Consider the following 17,109-nt stretch of genomic DNA (forward strand, 5'->3'; position numbering starts at 1 on the left):
CATGACAACTGTACTTTATGGCAGCGAGCACCTTGTCACATTTGACACGAGTCGCGCGCTGCGGCTTCGTCTCCTCGAAGGGCCACTTCATCTTGCCTGGAAGCATTCTGCCATGACATCAGATTTCATTGCCGAGATGATCGCACTCAGCTTTCGACCTTCGATGCAGCGATATAAAGTGGTCCGGCACGATATTGGTTATCTGACGAACGAGCTGATCGAGAACGCCATCAAGTTTCGCACGCAAGGCGATATCGTCATCGAGGCTCAGGCGGAAACCGACAGCTTTAGAATGCGGGTGTCGAACTTTGTCGACGATGAAACGGCGGTGAGGTTTCAACGCTTCCTGTCGAACGTTACGACAGGGGATCCGGGCGAACTCCTTATTCAACAGATCGAAGCAAGTGTTGCTGCGAGCGGCAACACATCTGGTTTGGGATTGTTGACCCTCATGAGCGACTATCAAGCGCATCTGGCCTGGCGCTTCGAGGAAGATCGTCCGCACAAACGAACGAAACTTGAAACCTATGCTGTGATGGCAATTGCGCTGTCCTGAACCCGCGGGAGAAATGCCATGGAAATCAGAGAAGAAGCGTTCCGCGTTTGGTCCGAGGGCACTACCGTTTATTTTGACGGAACCATGCGGTTGGCGGGGCCTGACGCCTATGCGCCGATCTATAACCTGGCCATGAAAGCGCTCGAAGATAAGAGTGGCAAGGCTCTTTTCGATCTGACCGGCCTGCAATTCTTGAATTCGTCCGGTATAAATCTGCTTGCCAAGCTCACGATCGAGGCGCGCAAGCATCCGCATCTCCATCTGACGGTGCGCGGCTCTTCGCAGGTTCCCTGGCAGATGAAATCACTGCCGAATCTGAAGAAATTGCACCCGAGCCTGGATCTGCGATTGACGTGAGGTGCCTCGCGCACCCGTAAGCGGCGTTCAGCCTTTTGCCGCCGCTTCCAGCTCAGCGATATCGAACTTCGCTTTATGGAGTTGGTCCTCGCCCAATTGCTCAGTCTTGACTGTTGCCGGTACACGATCGCCAAGCTGCTTAGGTAAGATTTTCCAGCGCAAGCCCCAGCGGTCTTGCAGAATGCCGCCCTGCTCCGTCGAGGCGCCCTTCTTCAAAATATCATACAGCCTTTCAAACTCCGCCTGCGTTTCGCACGAAACGGTTATCGAGGAGTCATGATCGAACGGCGCGAGCGGCCCCGCCTCGAATGCCATGTAAGAACGGTTGCCAAGAGTGATGCCCGCTACTTTCACGCTGCCGGCCGGCCCGTTCGGGTTGTCGGCAGGAATGTTCGAAACCCAGCCGATCGACGAGTTAGGGATCAGCGACGTATAGAGCTCAATCGCCGATTCCATGTCGCGCCGAAACCAGAGATGTTGTCTCATCTTCATCGTGTCCACCTTTCCTCGACATCCCGCATCACACAAGGCCTTGGGATGAACGTGATCCCCGTCCGATAGAATTCATGCCGCCGGTGAACCGCCTTCTTGTTGAGCGGCGCCACCGGCGGCTTGGCTGAAGAGTTACCGGCGTCCGCTCGCGCTCACCACTGGGGAGCGCGGACGCTCACGCATCACTAGATTTCTGTAACCCTTCCAGCGAGAGCCATCACGTAGTCGTCCGCGATGTCGGCCAAGGTCAACGCGACCTCGGGCTCCTTCCAACCTGCAACAAGCGTTGCATGCACGAAATCTCGAAAAGCCACAGCAAGCACTTCCTCGCGCTCAACTGCGCGATAGGCATCATTGACAGAATGTTGAGGCTTGCTGATCTGTATTGTCGAACGGGTAGGTGCCATCTGCTATGTCCCCCTTAAAGAACGGCCTGTCAGACCGCATTATACGTTCATGATGTGATCGATCCCTGCCGACTGCTCTGCTATTGTGCTTCTTTTTTAAGGGCTTACGCATGGCGTGTCGTTAGCCATGCATCCGGAAACTTGCAGCCGCGTCCATTTTCGTGATTGCTGATCTAAGGCCTTTCGCCAGTCGCTAAGTTGTCAGTTGTTTCACAAAGCTAGGTCTGCTCATCCATAGCTCACCAGATGCCAGGGATGCGCTGCGACGGCACCGTAAAGTTAACGGACATCGATCAAGAATGTCTGGCGCGGCTTTCACTTATGTGGTTTGCAGGCGTGCGATTTCGTTCCATATTTGCATGGCTTCGGTTCTCAATTCGTGGTGATGGTCTGATGAGATCTCGTGGCATGGAATGTGAAAGAGGTTGGCGACAGGGTCATGAATTGAAACGAAACGCTGGAAATGTCGGATTGACTTGAAGCCCTTTATGATCCGTTCTCGCCGCCGGGTCGGTTGATGGGAGTTCTCGGCCCGGTTGTTCAAGCCTTTGTTCGAGCGATGCTCGACGCCGGGCATTATATCGCGCTTTGCGGCGCCATAGGATCACAGCTTGTCGGTAATCATGACGCGGGGCGAGTGCCCTGTCCTTTCATAAGCTTTCGCATAAGACGCTCGGCGGCCTTGGTATTGCGGCGGCTTTGCACCAGTACGTCGAGAACAAAACCGTCCTGGTCGACGGCGCGCCACAGCCAGTGTTTCTCGCCGCCGATGGAGATGACAACCTCATCGAAGTACCATTTGTCACCAGGCCGGCCGGCGGATCGCCTCTGGATATCATTGACGAAATGCCTACCGAACTTCTCCACCCAGAGACGCACGATCTGGTGCGAAAAGATGATCCTACGCGCCGCCAGCAGATCTTCGACCATGCGCAGACTGAGTGGAAAACGAAGATAGAGCCACACGGCGTGGGCAATCACGTCTGCAGGAAATCGATGGCGGTGATAAAGGCGATCACGAATGACTTGGGTCATACTGAAGGATCGCACAGGTCGATCCCTGACAGGTTACCTTACCGTGCAGTGTCGGATCCCCGCCAATCTTATCACCCTCATGTATCAGCCAGTCGAGAAGGTTCCTGCAATCAATTAAGCCTGCCGGGTAAGGATGCTCGGGTGCCAGCCTGTCATCTATCGAAACGGCGACGGAACCCGTCTGGAACGCCAGACGTCTGCGAGCGGTTCGATCTCTTGGATGCTCCCGTAAACCCAGCCGCCACCGTGAATGAGCATGGTAATCGGCAAGCAAGTCGTAACATCCGGGTTGCGGATACGAAACTTCGTCGTCCGCCCTTCGACGGTTATCGAAGAATCTCTGACATCATCAAAAAAGGAGAGCCGATACGCCAGTATCTGGATAAAGCGATGCGCCTCTTTCGCTCAGTTTCAATATCGGCGGCATTGAGCTTTTTCTCGAAATCAACAACTCGAGCTTTCCGACGCAGGCCCCAAAATCGAGCTGTTGAATGGAATAGAACTCGGAATCCGCAATTATCAGCCGCTGAGTTGATCTAACTGGTGGTGTGACGAGTTTTTGCAGTCACTGCGCCTCTCAGCTCCAGAGCGGCGGAGCCCCGATATGATTTTTGAGCGCCTCAGTAAATGTCCTAATTCTCGCAGATGGCACCTGAAGCACACGGAGAAGGTAGATACCGGAAGACCTTTCATTCCACCCTTCGCCCGCCAGCGAAAGGCGTACAAGATCACCCGTCTGGACGGAAGGCCCTGAGACCCAGCTCGGTAGGAGCGCCACACCCATCCCGGCGATCGCAGCACCATTCAGCGCTTCAAAATCGTCGGACCGGAATACGACGCGCTCGCACGCCTCTCCTGTCGGCGCGCCGAGAATATGCGACCAACCAAGAAGATCGTTGCCATGGAGCTTGTCGAGGACACGATGTTGGCGAAGCGCGTCTGCACTTTCCGGCACCCCATAGTGCTCGAGATAAGCTGGGCTCGCCACGACAATACGATCATGAGGCGCCAACTTGGTTGCGATCAGCGAACTGTCTTGTAGCTCCCCCATTCTGACCACCAAATCAAGGCGCTCTGCGACCGGGTCGGCCAGCCGCTCGGTTAAATCCAACTCGACATGCAAGCTCGGATAATGCTGCGCAAGAGATGCCAGAACAGGGATGACGTAACGTTTTCCAAAGGTCGGGAAGCACGCGATACGCAGCGTCCCGCTGATCGCACTGTCGAAGGCAGCGACTTCCGCATGGGTATCGGCCAGATCGTCAAGCAAGCGCTGGGCGCGCTCGAAGAGGTGACGGCCCGCGTCCGTCAACGACAGTGCCCGTGTCGATCGCACGAGGAGAGGAACACCGAGGTCCTGCTCGAGCGCATCGATCTGTCGAACGACGGCCGAGGGAGTTACAGCCCGACGCCGAGACGCCGCTGAAAAGCTCCCGGTGCGGACAACGTCGACATAAACCGCGAGATGTTCGGCGAACCGTGGATCTCTCATCTTTGCCTACGACGCAAAACCGTTTCGACCATTCAGTTCGTTATCATCTGCAGGCATTCGGAGCACTTTCCTTCTCGTCAACGGGCGGTCGCCCAACAAACAGAAGGAACACTACAATGGTCAAGATCCTCGATACAATTCTCTCCCAATCCGCTTATTCCGCAGAGATCGACGTTCCGCTCGAAAAGATCGACATTGCCGACTGGCTCTTCAATTTGCCCGAAGCCGAATACCTTCGCTGCTGCCCACCCGATCATATCGCTGCCGGCGTCACGTGGACCGATGACGGTCGTCGCATGTCTATCAATGTCGAGCAGATCGGCTCTGGCCTCGTCGTGCAGCACTATGTGGCCGAAGTTACAGAGCCCGCCTACTGCCGCATGAACTCGATCTCCGATGTCTTTACGGCCAACGGCCGCACCCAGGTCAATGTCGTTTGGGAATTGATTGCCGAGAAGATCGACGATAGCCGCACTCGCTACACAAACAAGGTCACCGCTCATCCGACGGATGCCTTCATGGCCTTCCTCGAAGATCATGGGGTCAGGTTCGAAGATGCTGCGGCAGCCCGTCAGGCCGCAGGCGGCGACCATAACAGCCGGGAGACACCACTGTTTGCTGCTAGCATCGCCCGCCGGGCGCTTTCCAAATAAGGAGTTGTTGGCATGAAAGCGATCATGTTCGATGACTTCGGAAGCGCGGATGTTCTGCGGCTTGCCGAAGCTCCTCTGCCTGATGTGCGTCCCGACGATCTTCTGGTCAAGGTCATGGCGGCCGGTGTCAACCGCGCCGACCTTCTTCAACGTGAAGGTGTCTATGGCTCGCAAAGCTACGGAGACAGCGATATTCTCGGGCTTGAGATCGCTGGAGAAGTCATGGCCATGGGAGACGCTGTGACCGGTTTTTCGGTCGGCGATCGTGTCATGGGCATCGTTGGCGGCGGCGGTTATGCCCAATTTGCGCGGCTCGACAGCGGAATGGCCGCTGCCATTCCGACAGATATATCCTTCATCGAGGCTGCCGCAGTCATGGAGAGCTTCGTGACGGGCTGGGAGGCACTCGCACATCTCGGAAGAGTCGCGAAAGGTGAGAGCGTTCTCATTCACGCTGCTGCAGGCGGTATCGGATCGGCTGCTGTTCAGCTCGCAAAGGCCGCCGGCGCCACCGTGCTGGCCACTGCATCTGCAAACAACATCGAAAACATGCTCTCACTCGGCGCGGATGCCGTGTTCGATTACAAGCAGGGCGACTTCGAGGCTGAGAGCATCGATGCGACCGCCTCTCGCGGTGTCGATCTCATTCTCGACTTTGTTGGCGGATCCTACCTCGCCCGCAATATTCGCAGTCTCGCGCCCGACGGCCGGCTTGTCCAGGTTGGTTTGCTGGGTCGCGACGACAACGCCATCATTCCGCTCGATATCCTTCTTCACAACCACCTGCAATTGATGGGCACGGTCATGAAATCCAGGTCGCGGTCAGAGAAAAGAGCGATGGTCAGCCGGTTCAGGAACGACGTGCTGCCGATGTTGGGAAAAGAACTTAATCCGGTAGTTGGAGAGGTCTACCCGCTCTCGGCGACATCGGACGCCCATCGCCGGATGGAAGCCGGTGGCGTGTTTGGCAAGATCGTTTTGAGTGGCTTTCACCTATAGTGCTGGAAGAATACATTCCGAGTCTCCCGTCTTCAAGGGATGTGAACCACCGGCCCGTTAATTCGGGTTTCGGTCTGAGAACTGAGAACTGAGAACTGAGAACTGAGAACTGAGCGATAAGTCCCGCCGCCGTCAGTCCACGCTACCTGCATTGATTTTATTAAATGTGGGTAGAGGCGGGGGCGGTGATGCGCGGGTAATCTCGCTGGCAAAGGCCAACAATTCCTCGTCCCTGCCAAATCCGGCCACCAATTGGATGCCGATCGGCAATCCGCAATCCGACAGTGCAATCGGCAGGCCAATGGCGGGAAGCCCAGCAATATTGACCCAACCGGTGAAGACTGCATGATCCCGCGGACCAGCGGGCCGACCGGAAATGCGGTTTGGATAAGAATTTTCTGCCGGCCAGGGCAACGCTGCTGCGCTCGGCGTGAGGACCAGATCGTAATCCGCGAAGATATCGGCGATTTCCAGACGCAGCGCGGCTACCCGTTCAAGAGCTGCCATGTAATCGGCTCCGGTGATCGCCTTACCCTCCTCGGCCATGGCCCTTACTGAGATACCAGCACTGGAGCCTAGACTTCCATTGCGCCAGCCCATGAGAAAAGCCACGCCCGCGCGTGAGATAATGCGCCAGATGTGATTTGCCGATTCGAGATCGAAGAACACCCCTCCGGTCACCACCTCCGCTCCGGTTTGAACCAGCATATCGGCAAAGGCCGCCGTTGCCGCGGCAACCTCGGGGTCTACTGCACTGCCGGCGAACTGCGGCACATAAAGCACGCGTCGTCTTCGGTTCGGCCATAAACCGGAGTGGGCCAGCAGCGATCGCCGGTCGCGCGCGTCCGGCCCTTTCATGATCGAATCGAGCAGTCGGGCATCGGCAACCGTTCGTGTCAGGGTTCCGACAACCTCGAAATCGGTAAGTATAGAGGGGAAGCCCCAAAGACGCGGTATGTGCCCGGTGGAGGGTTTCCAGCCGACGAGACCGGTGTGAGATGCCGGGCGCCGGATCGAACCGCCGCCGTCGGTGCCGAGTGCCGCCGGAACAAGGCCCGCAGCGACGCCCGCTGCGGCGCCTCCGGACGATCCCCCCGGCGTCAGCGCAGTGTCCCAGGGATTGCGCGTGGTGCCGAAAAGCTCGTTGCTTGTATATCCTTCAAGCGTCAATTCCGGCACGTTGGTCTTGCCCAGAATGACGGCGCCGGCTTCCCTCACGCGTGCAACCGGCAACTCGTCGCGATCGGGAACAAAATCCGCCAGCGACCGGCTTCCCCAGGTCGCCGGCAAGCCCCGCACCAGGATGTTGTCCTTGATCGACAGCGGAATGCCTTCGAGCAGTGAACGGGCCGCCCCGGAGGCCAACCGGCGGTCGCTTTCGCGCGCGGCGTTGCGTGCGTTCATTTCGTCAATGGCGACGAAGCTGTTCAAAACCAGATCCAGCCTTGCGATCCGCTCGATGCAGCGATCGAGCAATGCCTGTGCCGTCAATGCGCCGCTGCGCAGCGCGGCGGCGATTTCGCCAATCTCCTCCAACATTCCTCTTACTCCTTGTCCCGACTCAGAGCGGTTTGCCGATCGCTGCAGGCAACTTGCTCGACCGGCCCAAACCGGCGAGCACCGCAAGCGCGATAAGATAAGGCACCATCTGGACGATATAGGAGCTGATCGGGACGCCGAAGCCTTGCAGTCGCAGCTCAAAAGCCTCCGCCGCGCCGAAAATCAGACATGCCGCCGCCGCCCCCCACGGGTTCCAGCGGCCGACGATCAGCGAAGCGAGCGCAAGATAGCCCCGCCCGCCGGTCATCCCGTCTGTGAACGTTCCAACCTGCTGGAGCGAAAGAACCGCGCCGCCGAGGCCCGCGACACCGCCGCAACAGGCGACGGCGATCATGCGCATTCGCATGGGATCGAGGCCAGCCGCGAATACCGCTTCCGGGTTCTCTCCCGTCGCGCGCAGCATGAGGCCCGCCTGCGTGCGAAAGAGGATGATGGAAAGCACCAAGCAACCGATGATGGCGAGATAGGTGAGCGGCGGCTGAGAAAAGAAGAGTGAACCGACGACCGGAATGTCAGCAAGACCGGGAATGGACCAAGGCGAGAGCGGGTCCAGGTGAATGGCGATCGGGCTGCCGCCGCCGGACAGGATTTGCAGGAGATAGGTGGTCAAACCAAGGGCGAGAATATTGGCCGTCAAGCCAGTTACCATATTGTCGGCCCGGTAGCGGACCGTAACGACAGCAACAATGATGCCGATGGAAACACCGCCCAAGACAGCAAGCAGCAAGCCCGCCGCTGCGTCTCCGGACGCCCAGGAGCCAAGGATACCAGCGAAGGCGCCCATGAGCATCATGCCTTCGAGCCCGACGGCGAAAACGCCGGCTCGCTCCGAAAGGATGCCCCCGAGGGCTGCGAACACCAGCGGCGTGGCGATGCGAATGGCGGCAGCTAAAAAGTCGATCATGATCGGCGCACCGTGGCTGTCAGGATGAAGAGCATTGTTATTCCCTCGATAACGACGATCAGCGCCGATGGCACGCCGATCTGGCGCTGCATGGCCAGCGAACCCGTTTCAAGCAGCCCAATGAACAAGGCCGCTGGAATGACGGCGGCAGGTTCCAGAGCCCCAAGAAGTGCAACCGTGACCGCCTTGAAGCCAAAGCCGGACGAGAAGCCCTCTATCAGCCGATGATGCAGGCCGAGGACCTCCGTGCCGCCGGCAAGACCGGCAAGCACGCCTGCGGTCAGCATTACGCCCCAAGTGATGGTCGGCAGGGAGAAGCCGGCATATGCGGTCGCAAGTCTCGAACTTCCGGCGACCCGCAAGGCAAAGCCGAACGGCGTCTTCCAAAGCGTGAAGGAGAGAATGCAGGCCGCAGCAACGGCAAAGAAGATACCGATATAGAAGTCGAACATCGGAACGCGCCAGAGCCAGACGGCGCGCGGGAAGGCGGGCGACTGCAGGAAGCCGGCTCCGCGCTGACCGAGCGCACCTGAAAGTACCAGCTGAACAATAAGAAGGGCGACGAAGTTGAGAAGTAGCGTCACCAGGACTTCGTGAACACGCCGGCCGAGATGGATGGCTGTCGCGACCCCGGCCCATAGCGCACCGCAGACTGCCGCGCCGACAAGCGCCACGATTGCGGTAACGACGGTCGGCTCGCCGGGCCAGAAGATAACGGTGCCCGTCGCACCGATGCCGCCCATTGCGATCTGTCCATCGGAGCCCATGTTGATGACCCCTGCACGAAAGCAGATGGCAAGACCCGCACCCGCGAATAGATAGGGCGAGGTACGGTTGAGAGCAACGCCGATCTGATGCGGTGAGCCGAGGGCACCCGCAAGCATGGCCAGGAAAGCTTCGAGCGGACTGTGGCCCGCAAGCGCCACGAGTATGGCCGCGCAGACCATCGACAGGCCGATCGCAACGAGGATGCGAAGAAACAGCCAATCCGACTGCAAGCGAAGAGCAAGGCGACGAGACGATGGTGCTGCGAGGGGTGGGAGTTCAGTCATGCTGCACGATCCGACATCCAGAGGCCAATCTGCCCCATCTCCACTTCCGTCCGTGGCACCACGCCGGCAAAAGCGCCACCCGAAAGGACGGCGATCCGGTCGCTGATCGCCAGCACCTCCTCCAGTTCGGATGAAATGTAGATCACGGCCGCACCACTGTCGCGAAGCGCGATCAAGCGTTCTAATACAAAGCGCGTCGCGCCCGGATCGAGACCCCAGGTTGCCTGATGGGCAATCAGCACGGCCGGCGCCCTGTCGAGTTCGCGGGCGATGACGATTTTCTGCTGATTGCCGCCGGACAACCGGCCCGCCAGGGTGGCAGGAGAAGGCGCGCGAATGTCGTATTGCTCCATCAGTGCCCGCGCCTTGGCCGCCAAAGCTGTGCCAGCAAGCACGCCGCGTCGGCAATATGGCGCGCGCCTGCTATCCCGCAGCATCAGGTTTTCGGCGATGGATAGGCTGCGAACGAGCGCCGTCGATGATCGGTCGGCAGGCATGTAGGCCAACCCCGCCTTGGTGCGGGCAGCGACCGAGGCGCGGCTTATGTCACGTCCGTCGAGCCTGATGGTTCCGGCCGCGAAGGCGCGAAGCCCGGCGAGCGTTTCGGCCAATTCAAGCTGCCCGTTGCCGTCGACGCCCGCGATACCCAGAATCTCACCTCCACGAACAGCAATATCGAGCGGACCAAGCCCAGAGCCCGCCAGCGCCGAAATTTCGAGCCGGATCGGGCCAGGCGCATGATCCTTTAGAATTTGGGGCTTCGTGACGTCGCGACCGACCATCATCTCCGCGAGCTGGGCGCGGCTGGCTCCGGCTATCGGCCCCTTGCCTGAGACACGACCGGCACGCAGGACAACGACCTTGTCGCAGACATCGAGCACCTCCGGTAGCTTGTGCGTAATGAAGACGATGCCTTTGCCTTCACTCCGCAGACGCCGCAGGATGTCGAGCAGATCGGCCACTTCCGGGGGCGCGAGGTTCGATGTCGGCTCGTCGAGGATAAGCAGCTCAGCCTCGCGCAGCAGCGCTTTCAGTATCTCGATGCGCTGCCGTCGGCCGAGGGGCAGGTCGGCGACCCGGGCGTGGGGCTCAAGGTCGAGACCGAAGCGACGGCTGACGTCTCGGATACGATCGGCGATCGCTTCCCAGCGTAGCAGCCGGCCCGCGTCAGGCCAGCCAAGCATTACGTTCTCGACCACTGTCATGGCCTCCACCAGCATGAAATGCTGATGGATCATGGCAATACCCGCCGCCATCGCCTCGCGGGGGCGATGGTCGGATAGTTCCCTGCCGCGAAACACGATGCCGCCGGCGTCGGGCGGCACCATGCCGAATAGCACCTTCATAAGAGTACTCTTTCCGGAGCCGTTCTCTCCCAGCAAGCCGACGATCTCACCGGCATGGACGTCGAGATCGATGCCGTCATTGGCGCGCAAGGCACCGTAACAGCGAACAATCCCGCGCATTTCCAGAAGAGCAGCCATTGAACCCTCAGATGAACCCGCCGGAAACAGGGCAGGTAAGGCAGATGTCGAAAAGCGACGGTACGGAATGAACCGCGATGCTCACAGGTAAAGGAGACGAGCGCCGGCCAGAGGCCGACGCCCTTAGATTAGCTGCCGCTGCGAGCATCCTGGTCGGTCGGCGCGATTTTGAGCCTGCCGGAAGCGAAATCGGCGGCCATGTCGTTCACCTCTTTTACAACGGCATCCGGAACAACCGGATTGAAGGCCTTGTCGGCACCGTATTTCAGCGAGGCGCCGGTCACCGACCCCGTGTCGTAGCCATATTGCACGAAGGTGCCGAACAGCTTGCCTGCCTTGGCCTGATCGGCGGTACTGCCGATCATTGCCGGCCAGTCTTCGACGATGTTGGTCAGAACAAGATCCGGCGCGATTGCGGTCTGGTCGAAGCCGCGGCCGGTTACGAAAACATGCTTCTCCTTGGCGGCTTGGACGAGTCCGGCCTCAGCCGCATTCAGCTTGCCTGTGATGAAATCGGCGCCGTTGCCGATAAGGGACAATGCCGCTTCCTTGGCTTCTGCCGAGTCTTCCATGTTCTTGATATAGAGAATCGTAACCGTGGCCCCGGCCTTGGTTGCGCAGACGCGGAAACCGCCAGCCTGGGCAGTGATGTTGGGTACGCCCTGCAGCCCATAGATGCCGCCGACCTTGTGCGTTTTGCTCATGCGTGCGGCCAACAGGCCAAGCTGGCAGCCGAATTGGGCGTTGTTGTAGTCGATCGACATCACATTGGGCGGTGCGCCTTCATTGCCGCTGACCGCGATAAACTGCGTCTTGGGGAAGTCGGGGGCGACTTCTTCCATGGCCGATACAAAGCGGCCGGAATGACCCAGAACGATATTGTAGCCCTGATTGGCATAGTCGCGGACGGCCTCGGCCTCATCGGCGTCGGCGACGTTTTCGGAGTAGGCCGTCTTAAATCCATGCGGCTCAAGACTCTTTAGAATGGAATAGCCGAGAGCGTTCCAGCTTTGGTCGTTGGCGCTGCCCGGAAGCAGTATTGCGGCCTTGTCTTCTGCATATGCGGGTGTGACGACAGCTCCCGTGAGCGAAAGCATGGCAATAGCGACAGCCGCCGACGACCGCCAGCGGTCGGAGGTCTTTCTGGTCATGATAGTTCATCCCTCTGGTTGATTTTTGGTCTTCGCATTGCTTCCGGCGTTCTTATTGCGACTGAGCGGCCGTCGGCGCGCGCTCGGTCTTTGGATGTTCAAACGCGGACGATCGCAGCGATTGGCGCTTCGCCGGGCTTGCACTGATGTTCGGTGCCGCCGGAGACGAAAATTGCTGAATCAAACGTCACGGAAGCGATCACCGCTCCGAGCGCGGCACGGGCGTGGCGCTCATAGTTGATGTCGGCGTCGGAAAGCATGGTCGTGCGGCGACCACGTAGCAGCCCGCCCGGAGGTGCTTCCGCCTTGGCGAAGATCGCCCGGATGCGGCCGACATCGATCGGCGCGTCTTCATCGCCAAGCGCGTCGTGTATGGCTGCGCGCACACCGTCGGCATCGATAACGTCGCGCAGGATGGAGTGTCCGATCCTCAGGTTGCCACTGGCCTCAGCCGAATTGCCGAACAGTAGAATCTCACAGTTGCGCAACTCGCCCCCGGCGGACGTGTTAGCGACGGACGAATAAAGGTCCATGCGCTTGGCGATCACCTCGTCGTTAAGTTCGGTCTCGCGAACCTCGCCCAGGCCGAGAGCGACGCCGAGCGCTGTCGCGCCGCGGGCATAGGGCTTTGAGCCGTTCGGATCACGTGTCACGAGCTTGACGCCCCGACGGTCGGCGTCGGCCACGGCGGCCGGCGTGAGCAGCGGCCCCTTGACCTGAACATAGTGTACGTCACGCGGATCGGTGATGGCTGCTTCCGTCAAGGCCTTGCGGACAGCCGCAGCAACCTCGCGCACCTCAGCCATGGTGCCAACTTCTTCCGGCGCCAGATCACGCGTGACAGCGATGCCCACAGCAAGCCTCTTGCCGTCGGAAGGTGCTGTGCCGGCGCTTCGGGTGAAAACGGTCGCATGCGGGCTAAGCACACCCTCTGTGCCACCCGACCAGACGAAAGCAATGCGCTTGGCAACGTCATGGGGCGAAAGATCGAGATAGCGCGAGAGCAGCAATGAAAATGACTGGGTGGCGAAGCCGCGGGTAAAGTCGTTAGCGCCCCCGTTTCCCTCGGTTTTCCCAATCAGCGCGACGATCTCCCGCGGATCAATCTCACCCGCCTCGACCATACGTTCGAGGTCAGAAACGTCACCCGGATTGCCCATCTCTATCTTGTGAACACCAACGCGCATCGTCCGCTCCTTCACTCTCTGCCCATATTGTAAGCATGTCTAAATTGTGTGCAACAAGATTGGAATAAATTTCACGATGTGGAATAGTGGGTAAAACAAGCCCACAGGAGTGGAAAAAATGACGGAAAAAGCCACTGGGACAGAGTCACGCAGAGAGGCATCGCGGGCTGAAGGTGGTGTACAGTCGATTATGCGCGCCCTTACCATTCTTGACCGGCTGGCAGAGTGCGACGACGGGCTGACGCTGACAGAGCTTGCCAAGAGCGTCGCTCTGCCACCATCGAGCGCGCATAGAATCCTCACAACACTGCAACGGCAGCGTTTCGTGCGCTTCGAGCCGGCGACGATGTCCTGGCTCGTCGGCGTTCAGGCCTTTGTGGTCGGAAATGCCTTTGTGCGTTCGCGTGATATGGTCCCACTTGCGGTCCCACATATGCGCCGTCTCATGACAAAAACGGGTGAGACGGTGAATTTCTTCATGCTCGATGGCGAAGAGGTCATGTGCATGGCGCAGATCCAGAGCCAGCAGATGGTTCGGGCAATCTCACGTCCCGGCGGTGGCGTTGAAATGCATCGCTCGGCAGCCGGCAAGGCGATATTGGCGCATATGGAGGAAGAGGATATCGTCGGCATCGTGGAACGCAACGGCTTGCCGCGCTATACGGAACATACGATCGTGACGACAGATGCGCTGCGCTTGGAACTCGCCAATATCAGGCAGCGCGGCTTTGCGGTCGACAACGAGGAGTTCTCGCTGGGCTTACGCTGTATTGCCGCCCCCATCTTCGACGAAGCCGGTACCGTGCATGCAGCAATCTCGCTTGCCGGTCCCGCCTCCCGCATCACGGAAAATCGCATCGACGCGCTCGGCGAGATGGTAGCTCTATGCGGCAAAATCGTAACCTCGGAGATCGGCGGCCGCGCGCGCCGATAGGCGACTAGCTGCCCCCATGACCTATCGATGAATTTTCATCCAGACACGACATTCCGACTGGCATGGTCCAGGTGGCACGGGTTGAATTCCATACGAAACGCGCCCCGTTTGCCAATTCACCATAGCCGGCAATGGGTTCAAAATAGTCGAGCAATTCATGGGCCTGTCTCTACCTGGCACGCCGCTCCCGACAACAAGATCAAATTCGCTTATCGTCTATCCCCCGTTCGGAGTTCATTTGCAGCACGGGCAGCTTCAACGACGGCAACGCCGGTTTTTCGGCTGTGATCGAGCACCAGCAAACCTGCAAGCGTGGCATCGCCTTTGACGATGGCATCAAAGATGGCCCGATGCTCATCGGCGGACTCTTTCCAACGCTGCTCTGAAATGAGCGTTTCGTGGCGATTATGGACCGACTGCTTTGTCAGCGTGATGTGGGCATTCGACAGCGCCGGATTGCACGCCAGTTCGACCACGAGAGCGTGAAGCTTCTGGTTTGCCTTGAAGTAGCTCTTCTGGTTCCGCTTCCCGTAGGCCTCGCCCATCTGATTGTGCAGACGCTCGATATCGGCGAGCGCCTTCGGCGTCATCCTCGATACTGCGATCTCGACGGCATGTCGCTCGAGCGCACCGAGGACATCGAACACATCCAGCAGTTCTTCCGCCGAAAACTGCCGCACCCTTGCTCCCCGACCCGGTAGCAGCTCGAGAAGCCCTTCTGAAGCGAGCAACTTGACGGCCTCACGCATCGGGGTCCGCGAGACTCCAATCGCCTGAGCGAGAGCAACCTCGTTCAGTCTTTCGCCAGCCGGCAAATCGCCGCGACTGACCATCTCGCGCAGCTTGTCGACCACATGATGATGGAGCGATGCACGCTTGATGGCTACCGCATAGGGCGCGGCAGCGGACGATTCCTCATCTTCATCCATGGTTATTCCCCAATCATTCCCCCCTTGCCGGTCATACAGATACCGAACTGCTCAGCACCCAGGCAAGCGTTTTACCTGACCAAAAATCAAGCACTCTGATCATATTCAAAGCATGCCAACAATTACATAAATAATGCACTTTGTAAATATATATAATATAATCAAATATTTATAAATTGGCATACTGCTTGCAAGTCCCAAATCGTCTATCACACTTGCGGAAGGTAACGCGCCCATGACCAGCAGCAAATTCCAGCTTTCTCGCTCGTCTGTCTATTGCTCACATACGTGCCTATGGATCTTCGCGACCCTATCGCTCGGCCTGCTCGAATCCTCTGCTCACGCCGAAACCCCGAAGGATGTGTTGATCGAGGTTGCCGAACATGGCCCGAATTCGCTCGACGCCATGGCCCCGGCGGCCAACGAATTCAGCCAGATGGCATCATGGCAGCTCTATGACCGCCTGATCACGCACGGGACGAAGATGCTTCCCGACGGCAAGGTGATGTACGATGCAACGAAGATAGAGCCGGAGCTTGCCAAAAGCTGGGAAGTCCAGGACGGCGGCAAGACCCTGATCTTCCACCTGCGCGAAGATGCGACCTTCCACGACGGATCCCCCGTGACCGCCGATGACGTTAAATGGTCTTTTGATCGCGCCGTGTCGGTCGGTGGATTCCCCACCGTTCAGATGGCAGCGGGATCGCTGACGGATCCAAAGCAGTTTTCCGTTGTCGATGCTCATACGTTCAAGATCACCCTCCCCGTAGCCGACAAGTTGACACTGCCTGACCTTGCGGTTCCGGTTCCTTACGTCGTCAACAAGAAGCTCGCCCTGCAGCATGCAACGAGCGAGGATCCATGGGCGCTCAAATGGACCTCGCTGAACGATTCCGGTGGTGGCCCCTTCAAGGTCGGCAGTTGGAAAAGTGGCGACAGGATTGTCTTCGACCGCTTCGACAACTGGAAGTCCGGTCCAATGCCGGCACTTAAGCGCGTCGTGCTGCGTGAGATCGCCTCACCTGGAACACGCCGCGCCCTACTTGAAAAGGGTGACGTGGATGTTTCCATCGGCCTGCCCCCGAAGGACTACGCGGAACTGGCCGCGGCCGGCAAGGTCAACGTTGTCGGGACATTGATGCAGAACGAGCAGTTCAATGTCGACCTCAATGTCACGATGAAGCCCTTCGACGACAAGCGCGTTCGTCAGGCGATCGCCTATGCGCTGCCCTACGACTCCATCATGAAGCAGGCGCTCTACCAGCGCGGTGAGCCGCTCTTCGGGGCAGATCCTTCAGCACCATTCCCGCCGAAGTGGCCTGTCGCATCGAAGTACAATACGGACCTCGACAAGGCGAAGGCGCTGCTGAAGGACGCCGGCTACGCCGACGGCTTCAAGACAGATCTCTATATCGACATGAGCCAGACGACCGTTCAGGAGCCGATGGCGCTGCTGATGCAGGAACAGCTGAAGAAGATCGGGATCAATATTGAGATACACAAGGTGCCCGGCTCAGAGTGGTTCGCCAAGATGGGCTCGAAGAGCATGCCGATGGATATCAACTACTTCTACGGTTGGCTCGACTACCCAGAATATTTCTACTTCTGGACTTATGACGGCAAGAACAACAGCGTGTTCAACACGGCCAATTATTCGAACCCGGAACTGGACAAGCTGATCGAGCAGGCTCGCTTCGAAAGCGATCCGAAGGCCTATGACGCGATCATCACGAAGATGAACGGCATAGCCATGGACGATGTACCACGCGTGCCCGTCGCCCATCTCTATTCGGACATCGCCATGCAGAAGAACGTGAAGGGCTACGTCTACTGGTTCCATACGCATCTCGATCTCCGGTCGATCTCGAAAGAATAGACCCGATCGGGGGAGCTGAAACCAGGCTCAGCTCCCCCGAA

Annotated in this window: 17 protein-coding genes and 1 pseudogene; 6 read left to right on the forward strand and 12 right to left on the reverse strand. The window is 58.7% G+C overall.

Annotation, left to right across the window (positions count from 1 at the left end; translation table 11 throughout):
• Position 1: 1 nt before the first annotated feature.
• Positions 2-556, forward strand: a complete 555-nt coding sequence (locus AB6803_RS27320; protein ID WP_371111836.1) for an ATP-binding protein — start codon at positions 2-4, stop codon at positions 554-556.
• 18 nt (positions 557-574) lie between these two features.
• A complete protein-coding gene (locus tag AB6803_RS27325) occupies positions 575-913 on the forward strand; it encodes a hypothetical protein (RefSeq protein WP_371111837.1) in 339 nt (112 codons plus the stop codon).
• A 27-nt stretch (positions 914-940) separates the two neighbouring features.
• Here the strand turns inward: AB6803_RS27325 and AB6803_RS27330 are convergent, their stop codons facing one another.
• The 5 genes and pseudogenes from AB6803_RS27330 to AB6803_RS27350 all read right to left on the reverse strand — a co-directional run bounded on the left by AB6803_RS27330 (position 941) and on the right by AB6803_RS27350 (position 4,339).
• Positions 941-1,405, reverse strand: coding sequence for a VOC family protein (locus AB6803_RS27330; protein ID WP_371111838.1), 465 nt, complete (start codon positions 1,403-1,405; stop codon positions 941-943).
• Positions 1,406-1,590: 185 nt separating this feature from the next.
• Positions 1,591-1,812: a hypothetical protein gene (locus AB6803_RS27335; protein ID WP_371111839.1), complete on the reverse strand. Its 222-nt coding sequence runs from the start codon at positions 1,810-1,812 to the stop codon at positions 1,591-1,593.
• Between the two features lie 319 nt (positions 1,813-2,131).
• Positions 2,132-2,847 (reverse strand): annotated as a pseudogene (locus AB6803_RS27340) (IS6 family transposase).
• On the reverse strand, positions 2,828-3,121 hold the full coding sequence (locus tag AB6803_RS27345; RefSeq protein WP_371111840.1) for an alpha/beta hydrolase fold domain-containing protein: 294 nt from the start codon (positions 3,119-3,121) through the stop codon (positions 2,828-2,830). Before AB6803_RS27345 ends, AB6803_RS27340 begins: the two are co-directional and overlap by 20 nt.
• 303 nt (positions 3,122-3,424) lie before the next feature.
• Positions 3,425-4,339, reverse strand: a complete 915-nt coding sequence (locus tag AB6803_RS27350) for a LysR family transcriptional regulator (RefSeq protein WP_371111841.1) — start codon at positions 4,337-4,339, stop codon at positions 3,425-3,427.
• A 116-nt stretch (positions 4,340-4,455) separates the two neighbouring features.
• Here AB6803_RS27350 and AB6803_RS27355 point away from each other — a divergent pair, with 116 nt between their 5' ends.
• Together AB6803_RS27355 and AB6803_RS27360 are read left to right on the forward strand one after the other, a co-directional pair.
• Positions 4,456-4,992 carry a hypothetical protein gene (locus tag AB6803_RS27355; RefSeq protein ID WP_371111842.1) on the forward strand — a complete coding sequence of 179 codons (537 nt, stop codon included), beginning with the start codon at positions 4,456-4,458 and terminating at the stop codon, positions 4,990-4,992.
• A 12-nt stretch (positions 4,993-5,004) separates the two neighbouring features.
• Positions 5,005-5,991: an NAD(P)H-quinone oxidoreductase gene (locus AB6803_RS27360; RefSeq protein ID WP_371111843.1), complete on the forward strand. Its 987-nt coding sequence runs from the start codon at positions 5,005-5,007 to the stop codon at positions 5,989-5,991.
• A gap of 132 nt (positions 5,992-6,123) precedes the next feature.
• Here AB6803_RS27360 and AB6803_RS27365 read toward each other — a convergent pair whose 3' ends face one another.
• From AB6803_RS27365 to AB6803_RS27390, 6 genes are all read right to left on the reverse strand, one after another.
• The gene (locus tag AB6803_RS27365; protein WP_371111844.1) at positions 6,124-7,530 is read right to left on the reverse strand and encodes an amidase; all 1,407 of its coding nucleotides are present in this window, start codon (positions 7,528-7,530) and stop codon (positions 6,124-6,126) included.
• A 22-nt stretch (positions 7,531-7,552) separates the two neighbouring features.
• Positions 7,553-8,455, reverse strand: a complete 903-nt coding sequence (locus AB6803_RS27370; RefSeq protein ID WP_371111845.1) for an ABC transporter permease — start codon at positions 8,453-8,455, stop codon at positions 7,553-7,555.
• A complete protein-coding gene (locus AB6803_RS27375) occupies positions 8,452-9,507 on the reverse strand; it encodes an ABC transporter permease (RefSeq protein WP_371111846.1) in 1,056 nt (351 codons plus the stop codon). Before AB6803_RS27375 ends, AB6803_RS27370 begins: the two co-directional genes overlap by 4 nt.
• A complete protein-coding gene (locus tag AB6803_RS27380) occupies positions 9,504-10,991 on the reverse strand; it encodes an ABC transporter ATP-binding protein (protein ID WP_371111847.1) in 1,488 nt (495 codons plus the stop codon). The genes AB6803_RS27375 and AB6803_RS27380 overlap by 4 nt, the downstream gene beginning before the upstream one ends.
• Positions 10,992-11,119: 128 nt before the next feature.
• Positions 11,120-12,142, reverse strand: a complete 1,023-nt coding sequence (locus AB6803_RS27385; protein ID WP_371111848.1) for a BMP family protein — start codon at positions 12,140-12,142, stop codon at positions 11,120-11,122.
• Between the two features lie 98 nt (positions 12,143-12,240).
• On the reverse strand, positions 12,241-13,329 hold the full coding sequence (locus tag AB6803_RS27390) for a ring-opening amidohydrolase (protein WP_371111849.1): 1,089 nt from the start codon (positions 13,327-13,329) through the stop codon (positions 12,241-12,243).
• A gap of 118 nt (positions 13,330-13,447) precedes the next feature.
• On the opposite strand from AB6803_RS27390, the gene AB6803_RS27395 reads away from it, so the two are divergent.
• Positions 13,448-14,263, forward strand: coding sequence for an IclR family transcriptional regulator (locus tag AB6803_RS27395; protein WP_371111850.1), 816 nt, complete (start codon positions 13,448-13,450; stop codon positions 14,261-14,263).
• 209 nt (positions 14,264-14,472) lie between these two features.
• On the opposite strand, the gene AB6803_RS27400 is transcribed toward AB6803_RS27395, so the two are convergent.
• Entirely contained in the window at positions 14,473-15,192 is a 720-nt protein-coding gene (locus AB6803_RS27400) for a GntR family transcriptional regulator (RefSeq protein WP_371111851.1), read from the reverse strand.
• Positions 15,193-15,427: 235 nt separating this feature from the next.
• Here AB6803_RS27400 and AB6803_RS27405 point away from each other — a divergent pair, with 235 nt between their 5' ends.
• The gene (locus AB6803_RS27405; RefSeq protein WP_371111852.1) at positions 15,428-17,068 is read left to right on the forward strand and encodes an ABC transporter substrate-binding protein; all 1,641 of its coding nucleotides are present in this window, start codon (positions 15,428-15,430) and stop codon (positions 17,066-17,068) included.
• Positions 17,069-17,109 lie beyond the last annotated feature (41 nt).

Source organism: Rhizobium sp. RCC_161_2, assembly GCF_041355235.1.
In the GTDB taxonomy this organism is placed as follows: domain Bacteria; phylum Pseudomonadota; class Alphaproteobacteria; order Rhizobiales; family Rhizobiaceae; genus Rhizobium.

What these genes read in the sequence shown, in the direction of transcription:
- AB6803_RS27320 (WP_371111836.1), top strand. Translation starts at nt 2, where the DNA reads ATGACAACTGTACTTTATGGCAGCGAGCACCTTGTCACATTTGACACG.
- AB6803_RS27325 (WP_371111837.1), top strand. Translation starts at nt 575, where the DNA reads ATGGAAATCAGAGAAGAAGCGTTCCGCGTTTGGTCCGAGGGCACTACC.
- AB6803_RS27330 (WP_371111838.1), bottom strand. Translation starts at nt 1,405, where the DNA reads ATGAAGATGAGACAACATCTCTGGTTTCGGCGCGACATGGAATCGGCG.
- AB6803_RS27335 (WP_371111839.1), bottom strand. Translation starts at nt 1,812, where the DNA reads ATGGCACCTACCCGTTCGACAATACAGATCAGCAAGCCTCAACATTCT.
- AB6803_RS27350 (WP_371111841.1), bottom strand. Translation starts at nt 4,339, where the DNA reads ATGAGAGATCCACGGTTCGCCGAACATCTCGCGGTTTATGTCGACGTT.
- AB6803_RS27355 (WP_371111842.1), top strand. Translation starts at nt 4,456, where the DNA reads ATGGTCAAGATCCTCGATACAATTCTCTCCCAATCCGCTTATTCCGCA.
- AB6803_RS27360 (WP_371111843.1), top strand. Translation starts at nt 5,005, where the DNA reads ATGAAAGCGATCATGTTCGATGACTTCGGAAGCGCGGATGTTCTGCGG.
- AB6803_RS27365 (WP_371111844.1), bottom strand. Translation starts at nt 7,530, where the DNA reads ATGTTGGAGGAGATTGGCGAAATCGCCGCCGCGCTGCGCAGCGGCGCA.
- AB6803_RS27370 (WP_371111845.1), bottom strand. Translation starts at nt 8,455, where the DNA reads ATGATCGACTTTTTAGCTGCCGCCATTCGCATCGCCACGCCGCTGGTG.
- AB6803_RS27375 (WP_371111846.1), bottom strand. Translation starts at nt 9,507, where the DNA reads ATGACTGAACTCCCACCCCTCGCAGCACCATCGTCTCGTCGCCTTGCT.
- AB6803_RS27380 (WP_371111847.1), bottom strand. Translation starts at nt 10,991, where the DNA reads ATGGCTGCTCTTCTGGAAATGCGCGGGATTGTTCGCTGTTACGGTGCC.
- AB6803_RS27385 (WP_371111848.1), bottom strand. Translation starts at nt 12,142, where the DNA reads ATGACCAGAAAGACCTCCGACCGCTGGCGGTCGTCGGCGGCTGTCGCT.
- AB6803_RS27390 (WP_371111849.1), bottom strand. Translation starts at nt 13,329, where the DNA reads ATGCGCGTTGGTGTTCACAAGATAGAGATGGGCAATCCGGGTGACGTT.
- AB6803_RS27395 (WP_371111850.1), top strand. Translation starts at nt 13,448, where the DNA reads ATGACGGAAAAAGCCACTGGGACAGAGTCACGCAGAGAGGCATCGCGG.
- AB6803_RS27400 (WP_371111851.1), bottom strand. Translation starts at nt 15,192, where the DNA reads ATGGATGAAGATGAGGAATCGTCCGCTGCCGCGCCCTATGCGGTAGCC.
- AB6803_RS27405 (WP_371111852.1), top strand. Translation starts at nt 15,428, where the DNA reads ATGACCAGCAGCAAATTCCAGCTTTCTCGCTCGTCTGTCTATTGCTCA.